14 protein-coding genes are annotated in these 21,429 nt (G+C 66.8%); 5 read left to right on the top strand and 9 right to left on the bottom strand.

The window, feature by feature from the left end; translation table 11 throughout:
• Positions 1–23 precede the first annotated feature (23 nt).
• Positions 24–497 (bottom strand): 30S ribosomal protein S7, encoded by a 474-nt coding sequence (gene rpsG, locus V8J38_RS06720; protein ID WP_291776167.1) that lies wholly within the window; start codon positions 495–497, stop codon positions 24–26.
• Between the two features lie 39 nt (positions 498–536).
• Positions 537–911, bottom strand: a complete 375-nt coding sequence (gene rpsL / locus V8J38_RS06715; protein ID WP_003165508.1) for a 30S ribosomal protein S12 — start codon at positions 909–911, stop codon at positions 537–539.
• 385 nt (positions 912–1,296) lie between these two features.
• Here rpsL and V8J38_RS06710 point away from each other — a divergent pair, with 385 nt between their 5' ends.
• Complete coding sequence (locus V8J38_RS06710; protein ID WP_338578413.1) at positions 1,297–2,340, top strand: hypothetical protein; 1,044 nt, start codon at positions 1,297–1,299, stop codon at positions 2,338–2,340.
• A 103-nt stretch (positions 2,341–2,443) separates the two neighbouring features.
• Here the strand turns inward: V8J38_RS06710 and rpoC are convergent, their stop codons facing one another.
• A complete protein-coding gene (rpoC, locus tag V8J38_RS06705) occupies positions 2,444–6,637 on the bottom strand; it encodes a DNA-directed RNA polymerase subunit beta' (RefSeq protein ID WP_291776176.1) in 4,194 nt (1,397 codons plus the stop codon).
• A 99-nt stretch (positions 6,638–6,736) separates the two neighbouring features.
• On the bottom strand, positions 6,737–10,852 hold the full coding sequence (rpoB, locus tag V8J38_RS06700; protein ID WP_338578412.1) for a DNA-directed RNA polymerase subunit beta: 4,116 nt from the start codon (positions 10,850–10,852) through the stop codon (positions 6,737–6,739).
• A 321-nt stretch (positions 10,853–11,173) separates the two neighbouring features.
• On the opposite strand from rpoB, the gene V8J38_RS06695 reads away from it, so the two are divergent.
• Positions 11,174–11,701: an FKBP-type peptidyl-prolyl cis-trans isomerase gene (locus tag V8J38_RS06695; RefSeq protein WP_291776180.1), complete on the top strand. Its 528-nt coding sequence runs from the start codon at positions 11,174–11,176 to the stop codon at positions 11,699–11,701.
• On the opposite strand, the gene V8J38_RS06690 is transcribed toward V8J38_RS06695, so the two are convergent.
• Positions 11,698–12,636 (bottom strand): DUF2268 domain-containing putative Zn-dependent protease, encoded by a 939-nt coding sequence (locus V8J38_RS06690; protein WP_338578411.1) that lies wholly within the window; start codon positions 12,634–12,636, stop codon positions 11,698–11,700. The two genes, V8J38_RS06695 and V8J38_RS06690, sit on opposite strands and share 4 nt — an antisense overlap.
• 185 nt (positions 12,637–12,821) lie before the next feature.
• Here V8J38_RS06690 and V8J38_RS06685 point away from each other — a divergent pair, with 185 nt between their 5' ends.
• The 3 genes from V8J38_RS06685 to V8J38_RS06675 all read left to right on the top strand — a co-directional run bounded on the left by V8J38_RS06685 (position 12,822) and on the right by V8J38_RS06675 (position 18,144).
• Positions 12,822–14,771 (top strand): M61 family metallopeptidase, encoded by a 1,950-nt coding sequence (locus V8J38_RS06685; protein WP_422388335.1) that lies wholly within the window; start codon positions 12,822–12,824, stop codon positions 14,769–14,771.
• A 159-nt stretch (positions 14,772–14,930) separates the two neighbouring features.
• Positions 14,931–16,928: a peptidase M61 gene (locus V8J38_RS06680; RefSeq protein WP_338578409.1), complete on the top strand. Its 1,998-nt coding sequence runs from the start codon at positions 14,931–14,933 to the stop codon at positions 16,926–16,928.
• 109 nt (positions 16,929–17,037) lie between these two features.
• Positions 17,038–18,144, top strand: a complete 1,107-nt coding sequence (locus V8J38_RS06675; protein ID WP_338578408.1) for a Ppx/GppA phosphatase family protein — start codon at positions 17,038–17,040, stop codon at positions 18,142–18,144.
• 158 nt (positions 18,145–18,302) lie between these two features.
• Here the strand turns inward: V8J38_RS06675 and V8J38_RS06670 are convergent, their stop codons facing one another.
• The 4 genes from V8J38_RS06670 to V8J38_RS06655 are packed head-to-tail and all read right to left on the bottom strand — an operon-like array spanning position 18,303 to position 21,423.
• On the bottom strand, positions 18,303–19,187 hold the full coding sequence (locus tag V8J38_RS06670; protein ID WP_338578407.1) for a peptidylprolyl isomerase: 885 nt from the start codon (positions 19,185–19,187) through the stop codon (positions 18,303–18,305).
• A gap of 32 nt (positions 19,188–19,219) precedes the next feature.
• Positions 19,220–20,053, bottom strand: a complete 834-nt coding sequence (locus V8J38_RS06665) for a peptidylprolyl isomerase (RefSeq protein ID WP_422388334.1) — start codon at positions 20,051–20,053, stop codon at positions 19,220–19,222.
• A gap of 26 nt (positions 20,054–20,079) precedes the next feature.
• Positions 20,080–20,565: a pantetheine-phosphate adenylyltransferase gene (coaD, locus tag V8J38_RS06660; protein WP_291776195.1), complete on the bottom strand. Its 486-nt coding sequence runs from the start codon at positions 20,563–20,565 to the stop codon at positions 20,080–20,082.
• A gap of 54 nt (positions 20,566–20,619) precedes the next feature.
• Positions 20,620–21,423, bottom strand: coding sequence for an aminotransferase class IV (locus V8J38_RS06655; RefSeq protein WP_338578405.1), 804 nt, complete (start codon positions 21,421–21,423; stop codon positions 20,620–20,622).
• Positions 21,424–21,429: the final 6 nt, after the last annotated feature.

The following is a 21,429-nucleotide window of genomic DNA, read 5'->3' as shown; positions in this document are numbered from 1 at the left end:
GAAGAGGGACGGTTTTAAGACGTTTACCAGCGGTAGTGGCTGAAGGCGCGGTTGGCTTCGGCCATCTTGTGGGTGTCTTCGCGCTTCTTGACCGCGGTGCCGCGGTTGTTGGCGGCGTCCAGCAGCTCGGCGGCCAGCTTTTCCGTCATGGTGTTTTCGCCGCGGTTGCGCGCGGCGTTGACCAGCCAGCGGATGGCCAGGGCGCGACGACGGTCCGGACGGACTTCGACCGGCACCTGATAGGTGGCGCCGCCGACGCGACGCGAACGGACTTCAACCGCCGGGGCGACGTTTTCCAGGGCGATGTGGAAGGTCTCGACCGCAGTCTGCTCCTTCTTCTTCTCGGCCAGGATGTCGAAGGCGCCGTAGACAATGTTCTCGGCGACGGCCTTCTTACCTTCGTACATGACGTAGTTCATGAACTTGGTGACGATCAGGTCCCCGAACTTGGGATCCGGCAGGACTTCACGCTTCTGAGCGCGGTGACGACGGGACATGGATGTATCCTCTTAAATCTGTAGGGCGCTAGGAGCGGATTACTTCGGACGCTTGGCGCCGTAGTGCGAACGACGCTGCTTGCGGTCCTTGACGCCCTGGGTGTCGAGTACGCCGCGCAGGATGTGGTAGCGAACGCCGGGCAAGTCCTTCACGCGGCCGCCGCGGATCAGCACGACCGAGTGCTCCTGCAGGTTGTGGCCTTCGCCGGGGATGTAGCACACGGCTTCGACGCCGTTCTTGGCCAGACGGACCTTGGCGACCTTACGCAGAGCCGAGTTCGGCTTCTTCGGGGTCGTGGTGTAGACGCGGGTGCAGACGCCGCGACGCTGGGGCGAACCCTCCAGGGCCGGGACCTTGTTGCGGACCGGCTTCGGCTTGCGGGGCTTGCGGATCAGCTGGTTGATCGTGGGCATTCGAATTCGTCTCTTTTCGATGTGGAGGCGTGTGTCTTTCGACCGGAGCGCCTCATGAGCCTTCTTTTGAACGGGACCGAAGCCCCGCCCGGGTGTTATCGAGCCGAGGTCACGACGCCCAAACAGAAAAACCGGAACGCGCGCTTCGGGCGTTCCGGCGGGACACAGCCCGTCCGTTAGATTGTCACGATCTCAGCGGACGGCGAACCGCCCACGTCTCGAAAGTGCGCGGCTTCTACGCGCGATCCGTTAACAGGTCAAGAGAGACGCGTGGACCGACGTTCAGGGCGTCGTGTTCGTATCCTGTTCAGGGATCGATGATATTGCGCCTAGATATCGCCATGCTTGCCTAGGCATCATTCGTTCGGACGATGGGGGAGCCTTCATGAGCATCGCCGTTCTGCCCGAAGGCCCGACGAAGCGAACCCGTCCGGGCCTCAAGCGAGCCCTGACGGCGGGGACCTCGGTGCTGATGCACGCGATCGTCCTGGGCGGCATGGCCCACTACGCGGCAGGCGACCGTCGCGAATCCCTCCCTACGCCGCCGCCGCCGATCATCCACGTGGAACTGGAGCGTCCGTTCGTTCCACCGCAACCGCGGCCTCCCCTTCCTGCGCCGACGCCTGTCCCGACGCCGGCGCCCATGGAATCGCCGCTGCCCCAGAGACCCAGCGCCGAGCCATCCCCTACGCCTGCGCCGGCCCCCGCCCCTGCTCAGGCGGCTTCCGTCCCTCGGACCGCCCCGCAGGCTCCGCCCCTGCCGGCCCCGGCGTCCAAGGCGGCGCCCGCGCCGCCGGCCGCCGCGCTGGAGCAGGCGCCGGTCGCGCCCGCCTTGATCGCGCCCATACGTCCGCGCAAGAAGGACGAGGAGGACGGCCGCGACGGCCTGCCCGCTCCGCCGGCGCCGCGCCTGGCCGCTCCCGCGCCGGGCGCGCCTTCAGCCGCCGCGTCAGGCGTGGACGGCATTTCCGACGCCTGGCGCGTGACGCCTGAGGGTCAGTCCGGGCGCAACGCCCGCGCCTTACGCACCTCCCCCGCCGGATGCCCTGCGGACCAACTGCTTCGTCGAGGCGAAGAGATCATCTGCGAGGAACGGTTCAACGCCCGGGCGGCGCAGGGCGCAGAGAACGGCCGCATCACCGGCACCGGCAACGCAGAGCGCGACGCCCGCTTCGCCCGCGAAGGGGCGCGCGAGATGCAGCGCTACGAGGCCCAGCGTCGACCGCTCAGCGGCGGGGTCGGAGTGCTCCCGCCTCAGGACTGCCCAGGCTCCAACTTCGGCACGGGCTGCGCAGGCGCGCACCTGGATTCCTCGATGCAGATGGACTCCAACCGCAATGTCCAGACCCGCCGCGACGGCGCTCCCGCCTCCGGCCGACCGATGACGCCCGGCGCCGCCAACACGCGCGAACCAATGAAGCCGCAGTAGGCGTCCGGCGCACGGCCTCGAGCGGCGCGAAGCGCGGTAGGCCATAAAAAAGAGCGGCGCCTTTCGACGCCGCCCTCTTCAGTCTTTCAGGTCTGAACCCGGATCAGTCGGCCGACTGCTCCAGTTCCAGGGCCAGATCCGCGGGAAGCGGCTCGACCGCGTCTTCGCGGGCCTGGGTCAGCTCAGCGTCACGCTCGTTGGCGATCTTCTGCAGGCTGCGCAGGTAGGAGCCCGTACCGGCCGGGATCAGGCGACCCACGATCACGTTCTCCTTCAGGCCTTCCAGCGTGTCCTTCTTGCCGTGGACCGAGGCCTCGGTGAGGACGCGGGTCGTCTCCTGGAACGAGGCCGCCGAGATGAAGCTGCGGGTCTGCAACGACGCCTTGGTGATGCCCAGCAGGACCGGCTGCACGGTGGCGATGCGACCGCCGCGCTTCTCGACCTTGGCGTTCTCGATGTCGACTTCGACGCGATCGACGTGGTCGCCCTTGATGAGCGTCGTCTCGGCCGAGTCGATGACCTCGACCTTCTGCAGCATCTGACGGACGATGACCTCGATGTGCTTGTCGTTGATCGGCACGCCCTGCAGTCGGTAGACCTCCTGCACTTCGTTCACCAGATACTCGGCCAGCGCCTCGACGCCCTGGATGCGCAGCAGGTCATGCGGATCCGGGTTGCCGTCGATGATGTAGTCGCCCTTCTGGATCAGATCGCCGTCGTGGACGGAGATGTGCTTGCCCTTCGGGATCAGGAACTCGACCGCCTCGCCCTGGTTGCCGTCTGCGTCGACTTCCGGGGTGATCTTGATGCGGCGCTTGTTCTTGTAGTCGCGACCAAACTCGACGCGACCGTCCATCTCGGCGATGACCGCGCAATCCTTCGGACGACGGGCTTCGAACAGTTCCGCCACGCGCGGCAGACCGCCGGTGATGTCGCGGGTCTTGGCGCCTTCGGTCGGGATACGGGCGATGATGTCGCCCGGCTTGGTCTCGTCGCCGTTGGCCACCGACAGGATGGCGCCGACGGGCAGCAGATAGCGCGCGTCAGAACCGCTCGACAGCTTGGCGTAGCTGTCGCCCTGGGTGACGCCCATGGCCGGACGCAGGTCCGCGCCGCGCGGGCTGGCGCGCCAGTCGGAGACGACGCGCTGGGCGATGCCCGTGGCCTCGTCCGTCTCTTCCTTAACCGACAGGCCGTCGACCAGATCCTCGAAGCGCACCACGCCGCCGACTTCCGTCAGGATCGGGGTGGTGTACGGGTCCCACTCGGCCAGGCGCTGGTTCTTGGCCACCTCGCCGCCGTCCTTGACGCGCAGACGCGCGCCGTAAGGCACCTTGTAGGATTCGCGATCCTTGCCGTCGACGGTCACGGTGACCACGACGTTGCGGCTCATGGCCACCGGGTCGCCGTGAGCGGCGATAACCGTCGGGCCGACAACCTTGATGACGCCCGCGTTGGTCGCCTCGAAGAAGGAGGTTTCCGCCACCTGGGCCGTACCGCCGATGTGGAAGGTCCGCATCGTCAGCTGGGTGCCCGGCTCGCCGATCGACTGGGCGGCGATGACGCCGACCGCTTCGCCGATGTTGACATTGGTGCCGCGCGCCAGGTCGCGGCCGTAGCAGGTCGCGCAGATGCCGGTGTCGGCTTCACAGGTCAGGGCCGAGCGGACCTTGATGGACTGGACGCCCACCTTGTCGATCATCTCGACTTCCTCTTCCTGCAGATAGGTGTCCGCAGGATACAGGACCTCGCCGCCCGGCTCCTTGATGTCCTCGGCCGCGTAACGGCCCAGGACGCGCTGGCCCAGCGAGACGAGCACGTCGCCGCCTTCGACCACGGCGCGCAGGGTGATGCCGCGCGTCGAGCCGCAGTCTTCCTCGGTGACGATGGAGTCCTGCGCCACGTCCACCAGACGACGGGTCAGGTAACCCGAGTTGGCGGTCTTCAGGGCGGTGTCGGCCAGACCCTTACGGGCGCCGTGGGTCGAGTTGAAGTATTCAAGGACGGTCAGGCCTTCCTTGAAGTTCGAGATGATCGGCGTCTCGATGATCTCGCCCGAGGGCTTGGCCATCAGGCCGCGCATCCCGCCCAGCTGCTTCATCTGAGCCTGCGAACCACGGGCGCCCGAGTTGGCCATCATGAAGACCGAGTTGATGTCCGGCTCCTGACCCTTGATCAGGACGCGCGGCTGGGCGATTTCGCCCATCATCTCATCGGCGATCTTGTCCGTGGCCTTGGCCCAGGCGTCGACGACCTTGTTGTACTTCTCGCCCTTGGTGATCAGGCCGTCGGCGTATTGTTGCTCGTACTCCTCGACCTGGGTGCGGGTCTCGTTGACCAGAGCTTCCTTCTTGGCGGGGATGACGATGTCGTCCTTGCCCACCGAGATGCCGGCCTTGGCCGCTTCGCGGAAGCCCATCTGCATCATCTGGTCGGCGAAGATGACCGTCGCCTTCTGACCACAGTGACGGTAGACCTGATCGATCAGGTTGCCGATTTCCTTCTTGGTCAGGTTCTTCTCAAGCAGGCGGTAGCCGATGTTCGGGTTGTGCGGCAGCAGGGCGCCCAGCTTCATCCGGCCCGGCGTGGTGTCGATCACCTTGGTGATCAGTTCGCCGTCCGCATTCATCTCGGTCCAGCGCGCCTTGATCTTGGTGTGCAGCTTGACGACCTGGGCGTCCAGCGCGGCGTCGATTTCACCCATGTTGGCGAACAGCTTGCCTTCGCCCGGCTGGTTCTCCTTGACCAGCGACAGGTAGTACAGGCCCAGGACGATGTCCTGCGACGGCACGATGATCGGCTTGCCGTTGGCGGGCGACAGGATGTTGTTCGTCGACATCATCAGCACGCGCGCTTCCAGCTGGGCCTCGAGGCTCAGCGGGACGTGCACGGCCATCTGGTCGCCGTCGAAGTCAGCGTTGAACGCCGTACAGACCAGCGGGTGCAGGCGGATGGCCTTGCCCTCGATCAGCTTGGGCTCGAACGCCTGGATGCCCAGACGGTGCAGCGTCGGCGCGCGGTTCAGCAGAACCGGGTGCTCGCGGATGACCTCGTCCAGGATGTCCCAGACGGCGGGCTGTTCGCGCTCGACCATGCGCTTGGACTGCTTGACGGTGCCCGACAGGCCCTTGGCGTCCAGACGCGCGTAGATGAACGGCTTGAACAGCTCCAGCGCCATCTTCTTGGGCAGGCCGCACTCGTGCAGCTTCAGCTCGGGGCCCACGGTGATGACCGAACGGCCCGAGTAGTCGACGCGCTTGCCCAGCAGGTTCTGGCGGAAGCGGCCCTGCTTGCCCTTCAGCATGTCGGCCAGCGACTTCAGCGGACGCTTGTTGGCGCCCGTGATCACGCGGCCGCGACGGCCGTTGTCAAACAGGGCGTCGACGGATTCCTGCAGCATCCGCTTTTCGTTGCGGATGATGATGTCCGGCGCGCGCAGCTCGATCAGGCGCTTCAGGCGGTTGTTCCGGTTGATGACCCGACGATACAGGTCGTTCAGGTCCGACGTCGCGAAGCGGCCGCCGTCCAGCGGCACCAGCGGACGCAGTTCCGGCGGGATGACCGGCACGATGGTCAGGATCATCCACTCGGGCTTGTTGCCCGACTCGATGAAGGCTTCCAGCAGCTTCAGGCGCTTGGACGCCTTCTTGGCCTTCAGCTCCGACGGGTTGTCGGCCAGTTCGGCGCGGTGCTTCTCGGCCTCGGCGTTCAGGTCGATCGCCATCAGCAGGTTGCGGACCGCCTCGGCGCCGATCTCGGCGGTGAAGCCGTCGTCGCCGAACTCTTCCTGATAGTGATAGAATTCGTCTTCCGTCAGCAGCTGGTTCTGCTTCAGCGGGGTCAGGCCCGGCTCGGTGACGATGTAGTTCTCGAAGTACAGGACGCGTTCGACGTCCTTCAGCGCCATGTCCAGCATCAGCGAGATGCGCGACGGCAGCGACTTCAGGAACCAGATGTGGGCGACCGGGGCGGCCAGGTCGATGTGACCCATGCGCTCGCGGCGGACGCGGGCCAGGGTGACCTCAACGCCGCACTTCTCGCAGATGATGCCCTTGTACTTCATGCGCTTGTACTTGCCGCACAGGCATTCGTAGTCCTTGGTCGGGCCAAAGATACGGGCGCAGAACAGGCCGTCACGCTCGGGCTTGAACGTGCGGTAGTTGATGGTTTCCGGCTTCTTGATCTCGCCGAACGACCACGAACGGATCTTCTCCGGCGAGGCCAGGGCGATCTTGATCTGGTCGAAGGTCGGCGTGACCGGAACCGGGTTGAAGATGTTCAGGACTTCCTGGTTCATCTTTATTCCTTCTGCGGGGCTGCCCCGCGAAAATCATTCAGAGAGGAGAACAGGCGGACCGCCCTCCCCCGCCGAGGCGAGGAAGGGCGCTTGATCCGGTCAGCTGTTTTCCAGCTCCACGTTCAGGCCCAGCGAGCGCATTTCCTTCACCAGCACGTTGAAGGACTCGGGGATGCCGGCCTCGAAGCTGTCGTCGCCGCGGACGATCGCCTCGTAGACCTTGGTCCGGCCCGCCACGTCGTCCGACTTCACCGTCAGCATTTCCTGCAGGGTGTAGGCGGCGCCGTAAGCTTCCAGAGCCCAGACCTCCATTTCCCCGAAGCGCTGACCGCCGAACTGCGCCTTACCGCCCAGCGGCTGCTGGGTGACGAGCGAGTACGGGCCGATGGAGCGGGCGTGGATCTTATCGTCGACCAGGTGGTGCAGCTTCAGCATGTACACATAGCCGACCGTGACCGGACGCTTGAACTGCTCGCCCGTCTGACCGTCGAACAGGATCGACTGACCCGAACGATCCAGATCCGCCGATTCCAGCAGGTCCTCGATGTCCGAGATGCGCGCGCCGTCGAAGACCGGAGTCGCGAACGGAACGCCCTTGGACAGGTTCTGGGCCAGTTCGATCAGCTCTTCGTCGCTCTGCGGCAGCGGGGTGTCGGCGCCGTAGATCTGGGTCAGACGCGACACCAGGGCGTCGCGCATGCCGCCGTCCATCCACTGCTCGAGCAAGCCCTTGATCTGCTTGCCCAGGCCAGCGGCGGCCCAACCCAGGTGGGTCTCGAAGATCTGGCCGATGTTCATGCGCGACGGCACGCCCAGCGGGTTCAGAACGATGTCGACGTGGGTGCCGTCGTCCAGGTGCGGCATGTCCTCGATCGGCAGGATCTTGGAGATGACGCCCTTGTTCCCGTGACGGCCGGCCATCTTATCGCCCGGCTGCAGCTTGCGCTTCACGGCCACGAAGACCTTGACCATCTTCATGACGCCGGGCGGCATCTCGTCGCCGCGCTGCAGCTTCTCGACCTTGTCTTCGAAGCGACGGTCGAGGGCCTTACGAGCGTCCTCGAACTGCTTCTTCATGGCCTCCAGCTCGCCCATCGCCTTCTCGTCATCGAGGGCGACCTGCCACCATAGGCCCTTGGACACTTCGGCCAGCTTCTCTTCGGTGACCTCGCCGCGGCCCATGCCCTTCGGGCCGGACACGGCGGTCTTGCCGAGCAGCAGCGGCTTCACGCGGCCGTAGACGTTGCGCTCAAGGATCTTGAGCTCGTCGTCGCGGTCCTTGCCCAGACGCTCGATCTCGGCGCGCTCAATGGCCATGGCGCGCTCGTCCTTGTCGATGCCGTGGCGGTTGAACACGCGCACGTCGACGATGGTGCCGGCGACGCCGGGCGGCAGACGCAGCGAGGTGTCGCGCACGTCCGAAGCCTTCTCGCCGAAGATGGCGCGCAGCAGCTTCTCTTCCGGGGTCATCGGGCTTTCGCCCTTCGGCGTCACCTTGCCGACCAGGATGTCGCCCGGCTGGACTTCGGCGCCGATGGCCACGATGCCCGCCTCGTCGAGGTTGCGCAGGGCTTCCTCGCCGACGTTCGGGATGTCGCGGGTGATTTCTTCCGGCCCGAGCTTCGTATCACGCGCCATCACTTCGAACTCTTCGAGGTGGATGGAGGTGAAGATGTCGTCGCGCACGATGCGCTCGGAAATCAGGATGGAATCTTCGAAGTTGTAGCCGTTCCAGGGCATGTAGGCGACCAGGACGTTGCGGCCCAGAGCCAGTTCGCCCAGGTCCGTCGACGGACCGTCGGCGATCACGTCGCCGGTCTTCACTTCATCGCCCACGCGCACGATCGGGCGCTGGTTGATGCAGGTCGACTGGTTCGAGCGCTGGAACTTCGACAGGCGATAGATGTCGACGCCCGAGCGACCGGCGTCCACCTCGCCCGTGGCGCGCACGACGATACGGGTGCCGTCGATCTGCTCGACCACGCCGTCACGACGGGCGATCACCACAGCGCCGGAGTCCACGGCCACGACCGCTTCCATGCCGGTGCCGACCAGCGGCGCGTCCGACTGCACCAGCGGCACGGCCTGACGTTGCATGTTGGCGCCCATCAGCGCGCGGTTGGCGTCGTCGTTTTCCAGGAAGGGGATCAGGGCGGCGGCGACCGAAACGACCTGCTTCGGCGACACGTCCATCATGTCGACCGTTTCCTTGGTCAGCAGCTGGGAGTCGCCGTTGATACGGCCCGGCACCAGCTCCTCGACGATCTCGCCGTCCTTCAGGTCGATGTTGGCCTGGGCGATGACGTGCTTCGCCTCTTCCATGGCCGAGATGTAGACCACCTCGTCCGTCGCCTTGCCTTCGACCACGCGACGGTACGGGCTTTCGATGAAGCCGTACTTGTTCACGCGGGCGTGGGTGGCCAGGGAGTTGATCAGACCGATGTTCGGGCCTTCCGGCGTTTCGATCGGGCAGATGCGGCCGTAGTGCGTCGGGTGAACGTCGCGGACTTCAAAGCCCGCGCGCTCGCGCGTCAGACCGCCCGGGCCAAGCGCCGAGAGGCGACGCTTGTGGGTGATTTCCGACAGCGGGTTGGTCTGGTCCATGAACTGCGACAGCTGCGACGAGCCGAAGAACTCGCGAACTGCGGCGGCGGCCGGTTTGGCGTTGATCAGGTCGTGCGGCATGACCGTGTCGATATCGACCGAGCTCATGCGCTCCTTGATGGCGCGTTCCATGCGCAGCAGACCGACGCGGTACTGGTTTTCCAGCAGCTCGCCGACCGAACGCACGCGACGGTTGCCCAGGTTGTCGATGTCGTCGATCTCGCCGCGGCCGTCCTTCAGGCCGACCAGGATCTGCAGCACCTTCAGCACGTCGTCCTTCTGCAGGACGCGGATTTCGTCAGAAACCTCAGGGGTTTCCAGACGCATGTTCATCTTCACGCGACCGACGGCCGACAGGTCGTAGCGCTCGGCGTCGAAGAACAGGGAGTTGAACATGGCCTCGGCCGCTTCCGGCGTCGGCGGCTCGCCCGGGCGCATGACGCGATAGACGTCGAACAGCGCGTCCTCGCGGCCCGTGTTCTTGTCCACCCGCAGGGTGTTGCGCATGTAGGCGCCGACCGTCACGTGGTCGATGTCCAGCACGTCGATGGTGGTGAAGCCGTTGGCTTCCAGCAGTTCGATCGTGGCGGCGTCCAACTCGTCGCCCGCCTCGGCGTAGATCTCGCCGGTCTGGAAGTTGACGGCGTCCGAAGCCAGATACTTGGTCAGCAGGGCGTCAGCCGCCAGCGACAGCGACTTCAGGCCGCCGTCGGCCAGCTTCTTGGCGGCGCGGGCGCTGATCTTCTGACCGGCCGGGGCGACCACTTCGCCGGTGTCGGCGTCGACCAGGTCGAACTCCGGCTTCACGCCGCGCCAGCGCTCCGGCTTGTAGGGGGTGACCCAGCCTTCGCCGCGCTTCTCGTACGGAACCGTCTCGTAGAAGGTCTTGAGAATCTCTTCCCCGTCCATGCCCAGGGCATAGAGGAAGGTGGTGGCGGGCAGCTTGCGGCGACGGTCGATGCGGACATAGACGATGTCCTTGGCGTCGAACTCGAAGTCCAGCCACGAGCCGCGATACGGGATCACGCGGGCGGCGAACAGCAGCTTGCCCGAGGAGTGGGTCTTGCCCTTGTCGTGGTCGAAGAAGACGCCCGGCGAACGGTGCATCTGCGAGACGATCACGCGCTCGGTGCCGTTGACGATGAAGGTGCCCTTGTCCGTCATGAGCGGGATGTCGCCCATGTAGACGTCCTGCTCCTTGATGTCCTTGACCGAACGGGCGCCCGTTTCTTCCTCGGTCTCAAAGACGATCAGGCGCAGCTTGACCTTCAGCGGCGCGGCATAGGTCATGTCGCGCTGGATGCATTCCTCGACGTCGTACTTCGGGTCTTCGAACTCGTAGGAGACGTATTCCAGGACGGCGCGTTCGTTGAAGTCCTTGATCGGGAAGACCGACTTGAAGACCGCTTCAATGCCCTCGTCGTTGCGCAGGCCCGGGCGCGACTCGCGCTGTAGGAACTGCTCATAGGAAGCGCGCTGAACCTCGATCAGGTTCGGCATCTGCACGGCTTCGGGGATGCGCCCGAAGCTGTAGCGAATGCGCTTCTTGCCGGTGAACGACGTGGCGGCAGCGATCTTACCCAAGGCGAGACCGTCGGTGGACTTGGCCATTCTGTTTTCCCAATCGCGGCCCCTTGCGAGGCCCGCTCTCAATGCAGCAGCCACGGCGCGCCGACCGGCGATCCGTGACCGTAAATGTCTCTCGGCGTCCACCCTCGATCCGCATGCGGATCAGGACGCCTGGATGTATCCGCCCCCTTGGGGAGGGGCGACGCCTTCGCACCGGTCGGAGGGCGACAAACCGGGCCTCGGCGCTTTCGCGCGGGATTCATGGAATCTGCGGAGCGCGCATATATACGCCCTTCTTCGGCGAAATAAAGGCCCTTCACACGCCCAGTCGACAGTTTCGATCAGCGTGATAAGCCTAGCCTTATGAAGCACATCGCCCTGCCCGCTCTCGCCGCCCTATCGCTGTCCCTGTCTCTGGCCGCCTGCGCCTCGACGCCGGATGTCGGCTATCCCGGCCTGCGAGAGGCGGTCGGCCCCGCGACCCAGGAGAACTGGGAGGTCGGTCAGGCCGCCTATCTGATGTGGAACAGCCAGCGTCGCGGCTGGACCTCGACCGAGTCCGGCCTGCAATATCGCCTCGTCAGCAAGGCCAACCCCGAGGGCGCGCAACCCACTGCGACCGACACGGTCAAGGTCCACTATCGCGGCACCTTCATCGACGGCCGCGAGTTCGACAGCTCCTACTCGCGCAACGAGCCGGCGACCTTCCCGCTGAACCGAGTCATCAAGGGCTGGACCGAGGGCGTGGCCCTGATGCGCGAGGGCGAGACCTATGAGTTCGTCATCCCCGCCGACCTGGCCTACGGTTCGCGCTGGATGGGGACGGAAATTCCGGCCAACTCGGCTCTGCGGTTCACGGTCGAACTGCTGGAAGTGAATCCGGCGGACTAACTCAGGTCCATGCCGGGCCGCCAACCGCTCGCCGCCATGAACGCCTTGACGTCCGTGATCTGCAGGATCTGCCGCAAGGCTTCGCGTTTGTCCGGCGCGTTCCTGTAATAGGCCTTGGCGATCCGGTAGCCGACCCAGTAGCCGAGGTCCCCCGGCTTCTCAGGCGTCGAATTGTAGACCCAGGCCGACAGGTCGGTCTTGTCCTGATCGGCGACGAAGGCGGTCTCGATCTCGAGTTCGCGACCTCGAGTCTGCGGCGCGAGATAGGCATAGGCCGGCGCGCCGATCATCAGTTCGGTGACGAACTCCGCGACGCCCTCCGCCATCGACACCTCCAGCACCGTAAACTGCTCCTTCTCGGTCAGTTCGGGCGCCTGCTGGGTGTGAACATATTCGTGGATCAGAACCCCCACAAACCGGTCTTCGATATCGGGATTGATGAAGTCGGTGGCGCAGAGCGCCTCCAACCCCACCTGGATTCCGTCCACCGGACTGCCGACCGCGACCGGGCGGCCACGGCCGATCACAAAGGTCGCCGACGGAAACTGCGCCTCGGGATATTGATCGATGAAGCGGGCCAGCCCCTCGGCGACCCGCGCACGGACGCGCGGCAAGTGGTCGGCGCAGGCCCGCGCCTCGACATAGATTTCGGGCCGAGCAGCCATGGCGTCCGCCATCCTCGCGCCGGTCACCCTGCGCACCTTCGCCAGGTGCGTCAGACCGGTGGAGCCCTCATCCAGATAGGCCTGAAGCTGATCTGCGGTCGGCCGCCCGGCGGCGCTGTCGTAAAGCGCATAGAAGCGGTCGACGTCGCCGGTCTCGATCACGGGTTCGTGGCGGGCGCGATCAGGCGCCATCTGGGCCGCGCCTGTCGACGATGACGCCGAGATCGCCAGCACAGCGGCGACGCTCGCCAGAATCCGCTTCCCGTCCATGTGATCTCCCTCGCCTTGTGATGCCGCCGTCACGCTAGTACGCAATCGGAGCCAGCGAAATCCGTCTGCGCGCAGACGACCCAAACATGACGGCGAATTCATCCGCCCACGTCGGGCTTGACCATAGCCGCGACGCGCAGTGATCTGCGGCGTCCTCGCCGCCTTGCCGGAAAGTCCCCCTGATGATGCGTCCCGCCGCCCGCCTGCTTGTCACCGCCTGCGCCTCCGTCTTGCTGTTCAGCGCCGGTTCGGCTCTGGCGCAGGTCGGCACGCCCGCCCTGCCCGTCGCCCTGGCGCCGATCCCGACAGCCAAGGACGAGGCCTATCCCGGCGTCATCAGGCTGGACGTCGACGCCACCGACATCGACCGCCGCCTGATCCAGGTGCGCCAGACCATTCCCGTCAGCGGCCCCGGCCCGCTGATCCTCTTCTATCCGCAGTGGATTCCCGGCCATCACGGCCCGGTCGGCCCGGTCGCCAACGTCGGCGGCCTGACCTTCACCGCCGGCGGACAGCGGCTGGAATGGGTGCGCAACACCGTCCAGCCCTGGGCCTATCAGATCGAAGTTCCCGCCGGCGTCACCGAGGTCCAGGCCGCCTTCCAGTGGCTGACGCCCATCGAGGGCGCCCAGGGCCGCGTCACCGTCACCCCGGAAATGGTCAACGTCCAGTGGGACAAGACCCTGCTGTATCCGGCGGGCTATTACTCGCGCCACATCACCTTCCAGCCGACGCTGAAACTGCCCCAGGGCTGGAACTACGGCGCCGCTCTGGACACCGTCAGCTTCGAGAACGGCCTGGCGACCTTCGCGCCCATCACGCTGGAGCATCTGGCAGACAGCCCCGTCTTCGCCGGCGCCCACTATCGCCAGATCGACCTGGATCCGGGCGGCCGCTCGCCGGTGCGCCTGAACGTGGTGGCGGACACGGCCAAGATGCTGGAGGCGAGCGACGAGCATATCCAGCTGCACCGCAGCCTGGTCCAGCAGGCCGACCGCCTGTTCGGCGCGCGCCACTTCAACCACTACGATTTCCTGCTGGCGGTGACGGACAAGCTGGGCGGCATCGGCCTGGAGCACCACCGCTCGTCCGAGAACAGCGCCGATGTGAAGTATTTCACCGACCGCGAGGCGACCCTGGCCGATCGCGACCTGCTGGGTCACGAGTATACGCACAGCTGGAACGGCAAATGGCGTCGCCCGGCCGATCAGCTGACGCCCAATCTGAACGAGCCGCTGCAGAATTCCCTGATGTGGGTCTATGAGGGCCAGACGCAGTATTGGGGACTGGTGCTGACCGCCCGCGCGGGCCTGATGAGCAAGCAGCAGGCGCTGGACGTGCTGGCCATGAGCGCCGCCAGCTTCCAGAACATCCCCGGCCGCCAGTGGCGCGCCATGCAGGACACCACCAACGACCCCATCATCAGCCAGCGCCGCCCACAGCCGTGGAGCAGCTATCAGCGCAGCGAGGACTATTACCGCGAGGGCTCGCTGATCTGGCTGGACGCCGACACCCTGATCCGCGAGCGCACGGGCGGGAAGAAGTCGCTGGACGACTTCGCCCGCGCCTTCTTCGGCGTCGAGGACGGGAACTGGGACCCGGCCCCTTATACCTTCACCGACGTGACCTCGACGCTGAACGGGGTGCAGACCAACGACTGGGCCGCCTTCCTGCGCGAACGGCTGGACGCGGTCGGCCCCGGCTCGCGCGGCCCGCTGGACGGCATCGAACGGGGCGGCTACCGCCTGGTCTTCAAGGAGGAGCCCTCCGGCTACATGGGCGCCCTGTATAAGGAGCTGGGCCGCAACGACTTCACCTATTCGCTCGGCTTCATGATGAACGGGTCGAACAAGCTCACCTCGGTCCTGTGGGGCGGCCCGGCGTTCGAACAGGGCCTGACCTCGGGCTGGGAAGTCGTCGCCGTCGGAGGCCGCGCGGCCTCGGCCGATGTGCTGAAGGAGGCGGTCACCGCCGCCAAGGGCACGTCGGAGCCGATCGAGCTGATCCTGAAGAACGGCGACGTCTTCAAGACGGTGCGCTTCGACTATCACGACGGCCTGCGCTACCCGCACCTGGAGCGGATCGAGGGGACGCCCGACCGGCTGGGCGACATCCTGAGCCCGCGTCGTCGATAGACCCACGCGCCACGCCTCGTCAGTGAGCCCCTCCGCCGTCATTCTCGGGCTTGAGCCGAGAATGACGGCAAATGTGGCGGGTGAGCCGCGCGCTGCGTTTCGCATCACCCAGCGCTCCCCGCGGTCGCGCTTGAGCGGAAACGCCGCTACAGCATCTGCATGACCCTGACTCGACGCCTGCTCGCCGCCGCCCTCGCCCTGCTTCTGACCTCGGCCGCCTCGACCGCCCTCGCCCAGGACTGGACCGGACCGCAGGCGCCCGCCGCGCCGACGCCGCAGAACACGCCCCTGGCCCTGCCCCGCGCCCTGCCGCCGATCCCCGCGCCGACGGCCGAGGCCTATCCCGGCGTCATCCGCTATGAGGTCGACGCCACCGACGTCGAGAAGAAGATCGTCCGCGTGCGCCAGACCATCCCGGTCACGCCCGGCCCTCTGGTCCTGCTCTATCCGAAATTCCTGCCCGGCAATCATGCGGCGACCGGCCCGATCCAGTTGCTCTCCGGCATCACCGTCCAAGGCGGCGGACAGCGCATCGACTGGCTGCGCGACACCATCGACCCCTACGCCTTCCACATCGATGTGCCGCAGGGCGTCAGCGAGATCACCGTCGACTTCCAGTGGCTGACCCAGCCGGACAACTCGACCTGGCGCGTCGTCATGACCCCCGAAATGGTCAATCTGCAGTGGGAGAAGGCCCTGCTCTATCCGGCGGGCTATCGCTCGAAAGGCATCACCTTCGCCCCGTCGATCCGCCTGCCGCAGGGCTGGAAATACGGCGTCGCCCTCGACACCGAAAGCTTCGTCGACGGCCTGGCGACCTTTGCGCCGACCGACCTCTACACCCTGATCGACAGCCCCCTGTTCGGCGGCGCCCACTTCCAGCGCATCGCCATCGACCCGCGCCGGGGGAACGGCGAAGGCGCCGTCCACCTGAACATCGTCGCCGATACGGCCAAGGACCTGGCCCCCACGGCCGAGCAACTGGGCTGGTTCGAAAACCTGGTCACGCAGACCGACCGCCTGTTCGGCGCCCGCCCCTATGACCGCTACGACTTCCTGCTGGCGGCGACGGCCAAGCTGGGCGGCATCGGGCTGGAGCATCACCGCTCGTCAGAGAACTCGGTCCCGGCCGATTTCTTCACCAACTGGGGCAAGAGCCTGGGCGCCGTCGGCCTTCTGCCGCACGAGTTCACCCACGCCTGGAACGGCAAGCGCCAGCGCCCCGCCGACGAACTGACGGCCAACCACAATATCCCGACCCAGAACACTCTTCTATGGGTCTATGAGGGCCAGACGGAATACTGGGGCGACGTGCTGACGGCGCGCTCGGGGCTGGCCTCCAAGGCCGACATCCTGACCAGCTTCGCCGAGGTCGCGGCCTTCTACGACAACCAGCCGGGCCGCGAATGGCGTCCGCTGCAGGATACGAACAACCACAACCTGCTCGGCTATCGCACCTCGAACCCCTATTCCTCGTGGATGCGCGGCACCGGCGACTACTACCGAGAGGCCCTGCTGATCTGGCTGGACGCCGACACCCTGATCCGCGAGGCGACCGACGGGAAGAAGTCGCTGGACGACTTCGCCAGGGGCTTCTTCGGCGGCGACGACGGCTCCTGGGCCCCGCGCGGCTATGTGTTCGAGGACGTGGTCGCCGGCCTGAACGCCGTCCATCCGCACGACTGGGCGACTTTCCTGCGCACGCGCCTCGACGCCAACGGGCCGGACGCCAAGGCCCCGCTGGACGGGCTGGCGCGCGGCGGCTACCGCCTGACCTACACCGACAGCCTGACCGCCGAGGAGAAGCGCATCCAGTCGGGCTGGGCCAACGACTTCCAGTATTCCCTGGGCTTCACCCTGTCCGCCTCGAACAAGCTGACGGGCGTCCGGTGGGGCGGCCGCGCCTTCGAAGCCGACATCGGACCGGGCTGGGAGCTGGTCGCCGTCAACGACGTCGCCGCCTCGGCCGAAAAACTGCGCGACGCCGTCACGGCCGCCAAGGGAGCCGACGCGCCGATCCGCCTGCTGCTCAAGAACGCAGACCGCTATCGCACCGTCGACTTCGACTATCACGACGGGCTGCGCTACCCGCGGCTTGAGCGGATTCCCGGTACGCCGGATCGGCTGGGCGACATCCTCAGTCCACGCCGCCGCTAGGAGTCTCAAGGACGGCCCTCGCACATCACGGCTTGGCGCAACAGGCCGGTGCGGTTTAACCTGTTCCGGACGGGCGCCGCTTCGGACCGCCCACATGAGAACTCGGCCCATGCCGGAGACCCCTGGCGCGCCCGGACGGCGCGACACGCGGTCCCTGCCTCGAAGGCCCCGCAACAGCGGGCCTTTCGATCGAGAAGCGCCTCTCTACGGCGCGCTCGACCTGGGGACCAATAATTGCCGCCTGCTGATCGCGCGCCCGTCGCGTGACGGCTTCCGCGTGGTGGATTCCTTCAGCCGCATCGTGCGCCTGGGCGAGAGCCTGTCGCGCACCGGTCGTCTGGACGATCGGGCGATGGACCGGGCCTACGACGCCCTGGCCCTGTGCGCCGAACGCCTGGTGCGCAAGGGCGTCGACCCCAAGCGCCTGACCGCCGTCGCCACCCAGGCCTGCCGCATGGCCGAAAACGGCCCCGCCTTCGTCGAGCGTGTGCGACACGGCACCGGCCTGCGGCTCAGGATCATCGATCCGGCCGAAGAGGCCGCCCTGTCGGTGGCGGGCTGCCTCAACCTGTTCGACCCCCGCGCCGAGGCGGTGCTGGTGATCGACGTGGGCGGCGGCTCGACCGAACTGTCCTGGCTGATGAAGGGGCCGCGCGGCTTCGAGACCGCAGCCTGGATGTCGGCGCCGCTGGGCGTGGTCAGCCTGGCCGAACGCCACCCCGAACCCGAAGGCAGCCCGCCCGAATGGTATGAGGCCATGGTCGCCGACTTCGGCGCCGCCATCGCTGCGGGCGGCCCCGAAGGCCCGGACTTCCTGACGCGCGTCGGCGCCGGGCGCGGCCATATGGTCGGCACTTCGGGCGCCATCACCAGCCTGGCCGGGATCCACCTGGGTCTGAGGCGGTATCAGCGCGATCTGGTCGACGGTCTGTGGATGACGCGCGGCGACTGCGAAAAGGCCGCCGACCGCCTGATCGCCCTCGGTCCCGCCGGACGCGCGGCGGAAAGCTGCATCGGACCGGACCGCGCTGATCTGGTTCTGGCCGGCGCGGCGATTCTGGAAGCCGTACAGCGCGCCTGGCCGTGCGAACGGGTGCGCGTGGCCGACCGCGGCCTTCGCGAAGGCCTGTTGTTGCAAAAGATGCGCGAAGACCGTCAGCCGAAGCCGCGCCGACGGCGCCGACGCAAGCGCGCCGGAGGCGGCGGCGGCGAATAAAACAGCCTTCTCCCCTTGTGGGAGAAGGTGGCAGGCGAAGCCTGACGGATGAGGGGTTGCGGGACGTTAACCCGTATTCCGCTTCCAGCGTTGAAAGACCCCTCATCCGGCCCTATCGGGCCACCTTCTCCCACAAGGGGAGAAGGACTTTGAAGCGACTAATTCACCTCGACCGGCAGTTCGATGTCGCACGCCGAGAAGTCGGCTCCCCGCGCCGCCCGCGTGTCTTCGACCAGGGCGCGGAACGGCGCTCTGCTCGTGCTCAAGACACGCACCGACGGGCGCTCGCCCTCGGGCAGGTCGCCCGCCACGCGCACGCGCGTCATGCGATCCGGATCGGTGACGATTCCGTCCGGGTTCGGACTGAACTTGAGGGCGCGCACGACGTCGAGGCCGGACACCACCCGCCCCCAGACGGTGTAGCGCTTGTCCAGCGCCGGATAGGGATGGCGCATCAGGAAGAACTGGCTGTTGGCGCTGTCGGGCGCGTCATCGCGCGCCATGCCCGCGACGCCGGGGCAATACAGACCCCAGGCGTGCACCTTGCGGTCAGGCGTCGTCGCCATCACGGCGTCGGGCTGGGTCTGGACCGGCAGGGACTGGACGAAGCCGATCAGGGCGCCCGCCGGGGCGGCCACGGCGACGAAGGGCGTCTGCGCGTCGCGGCGGAAGGTGAACTCGGCCTTCAGATCGGGATGCCAGCTCTGGCCCTCTCCCGTGCCGAGCGGATCGCCCGTCTGGGCCATGAAGCCGTCGATGACGCGGTGCCAGGGCAGGCCGTCATAGAAGCCCGCCTTGGCCAGCAGGCGAATGCGGGCCACGTGGTCGGGCGCCGCCTCGGGGGTCATCTCGACCAGGATGCGGCCCTTGTTGGTGTCGATGACCAGAAGATTGTCGGGCGCCGCCGTGCGCCAGTCGTCAGCGGCGATCGCTGGAGCCGCCTCACTGGACGACGGCGTCGTGTCCTGAGCTGAAGCCGGCGTCACGCTTGCCAGAAGCGCAGCCGCCAGGGCCGCGCCGGTGATCCGAAATCCCTGCCTCATGCCTCGCCCCTCCCCGGCGCGACGCGCGACGCTCAGCCGCCTTGCACGGGCGGCTGGACGTCGCAGATGTTAAAGGATGCGCCCTTCTCGGCCCTCGCCGCCTCGACGGCGGCGTTGAACGGGGCAGAACCGGGCACGGCCACGCGGATCGTCGGACGCTCGGCCTCCGGCATGGCCGAGGCCAGACGCGCCCGCGTCATGGCGTCGGCGTCGGGGCCGACGGCGCCGTCCTGGGCCTCGTCGCCCGCCTTCAGCGCACGCACGACATCCAGGCCCTGGACCACCCGGCCGAACACCGTGTAGCCGCCGTTCAGATTGTCGTTCTGGCCCGTCATCAGGAAGAACTGGCTGTTGGCGCTGTCGGGCGAACCGGCGCGCGCCATGCCCGCCACGCCGGGGCAGAACAGCCCTTGCGCCGAAGTCTTGAAGTCGGCCGTGACGAACATCTGGGCGTCCGGCTGGGTCACGATGGGGATGGAGCCCATGACGCCCCGCAGGCCCGCGCCGCTGTTCTCGACCGGAGCGAAGCCGCTGTCGCGGCCGCGCCGGAAGGTGAACTCGCCCTTCAGGTCCGGCAGTTCGCTGCCTCCGGCCCCGGTGCCCTGGGGATCGCCGGTCTGGGCCATGAAGTTCGGGATGACCCGGTGGAATTTCAGCCCGTCATAGAACCCCTGGTTGGTCAGGGTGCGGATGCGCTCGATGTGGTTCGGCGCCACGCGCGGCTCCAACTCCACCAGCACGCGCCCCTTGGCCGTGTCGATCACCCACAGATTTTCGGGTGATACGGTGCGCCAGTCGCCAGACTGGGCGCCCGACTGGGCCATCGCTCCACCGGCCAGCAGCGCGGTCGCCGCCGCCAGCGTCATCACAGACTTGATCTTCAAACCCGACCTCAACCCTTCTTGACCTTGGCCAACACGCTCGCAGCGACCGCCGGGCTGACGAAGCTGTCGATCCGACCGTCCAGCCGGGCGATTTCCTTCACCAGTCGCGAAGCGATGGCCTGATGCCGCGGATCGGCCATCAGAAACACCGTCTCTATGTCGCTGTTGAGGCGCTGATTCATCGCCGTCATCTGGAACTCATACTCGAAATCGGCGACGGCGCGCAGGCCGCGCACGATGACGCTGGCGTCCAGTTCCTCGGCGAAGTGCATCAGAAGGCTGGAAAACGGCCGCACCTCGATGTCCGCGTTGAAGCGCGCGACCTCGGCCTTGATCATCTCGACCCGCTCGGCGGTGGAGAAGAGCGGGCCCTTGTCGTCGTTCTGGGCCACGCCGATGACCAGGCGGTCCACCAGCTTGACCGCCCGCCCGATGATATCGAGATGGCCGTTGGTCACCGGGTCGAAGGTGCCCGGATAAAGTCCGATACGCATGGCCGGCGGCCTCCCCATCGTTTGGGTCCGTTTAGCAGGTGCGAAATGAACGGCCTAGATTTTCTGACGCGGCTGTGATCGCCAATGCTCGCCGATACGCTGAATTACGCCCGGCGAACCGGGGAAGTCATAGGCGTCGACGGCCACGATTTCCGCAGCCGGCGTGGCGCTGTTGCACAAAAAGGCGGCGTCGAAGCGAGACAGGTCCGACAGGCGCACGACCTCGGTCCGCTGCGGCGATCCGGCGCGGTCCAGCGCCTCGCGGATCAGGGCCTGGGCCACGCCGTCCAGCATGGACGCATCCGGCCAGACCACCGCATCCCCCCGGATGAAGCCGATATTCCACAGCGAGCCCTCGGAAATCCGGCCCTCATCGTCCGTAAACAGGGCGTCGTCGTAACCCGCCAGCCGCGCCCGACGCCGCGCGCGCAACAGGCCCATCGTGGCGACGTGCTTCAGATGCGGCGCCTCGCGAGCATAGGTCTGGCTTTGCAGGCGCACCCCGTCCGGCAGGGGCGATGGCGGCGCCGAGACGCTGATCATCACCTGCGGCGCGCCGATCCAGTCCGGTTGGCGCAGGGACAGTTCGCCGGAGAACAGGCTGATGCGCAGCCAGGCCTCGGTCCGTCCGGCCAGCGCCGCCCGCATCTGATCGCGCAGGCGATCTTCCGCCACAGCCTCGCCGAACAGTTCGATCGCCGAACGGTTCAGACGCTCCAGATGCAGGTCCAGCCCGCGCACCCCGCCGCCTTCCACGCGGAAGGAGGTCAGGGCGCCGTAGTTGAACAGGGCCTGACGGCCCAGATCCTCAAGGCCGGCGGGACGGCCGTCGATCCAGAGTTCAGGAGCGACGGCCATGCAGGA

The sequence above is a fragment of the Brevundimonas olei genome (assembly GCF_037055245.1).
GTDB classification, from domain to species: Bacteria; Pseudomonadota; Alphaproteobacteria; order Caulobacterales; family Caulobacteraceae; genus Brevundimonas; species Brevundimonas olei.
The sequence above is the reverse complement of the archived record's forward strand: the minus strand, read 5'-3'. Positions and strand labels throughout refer to the sequence as shown.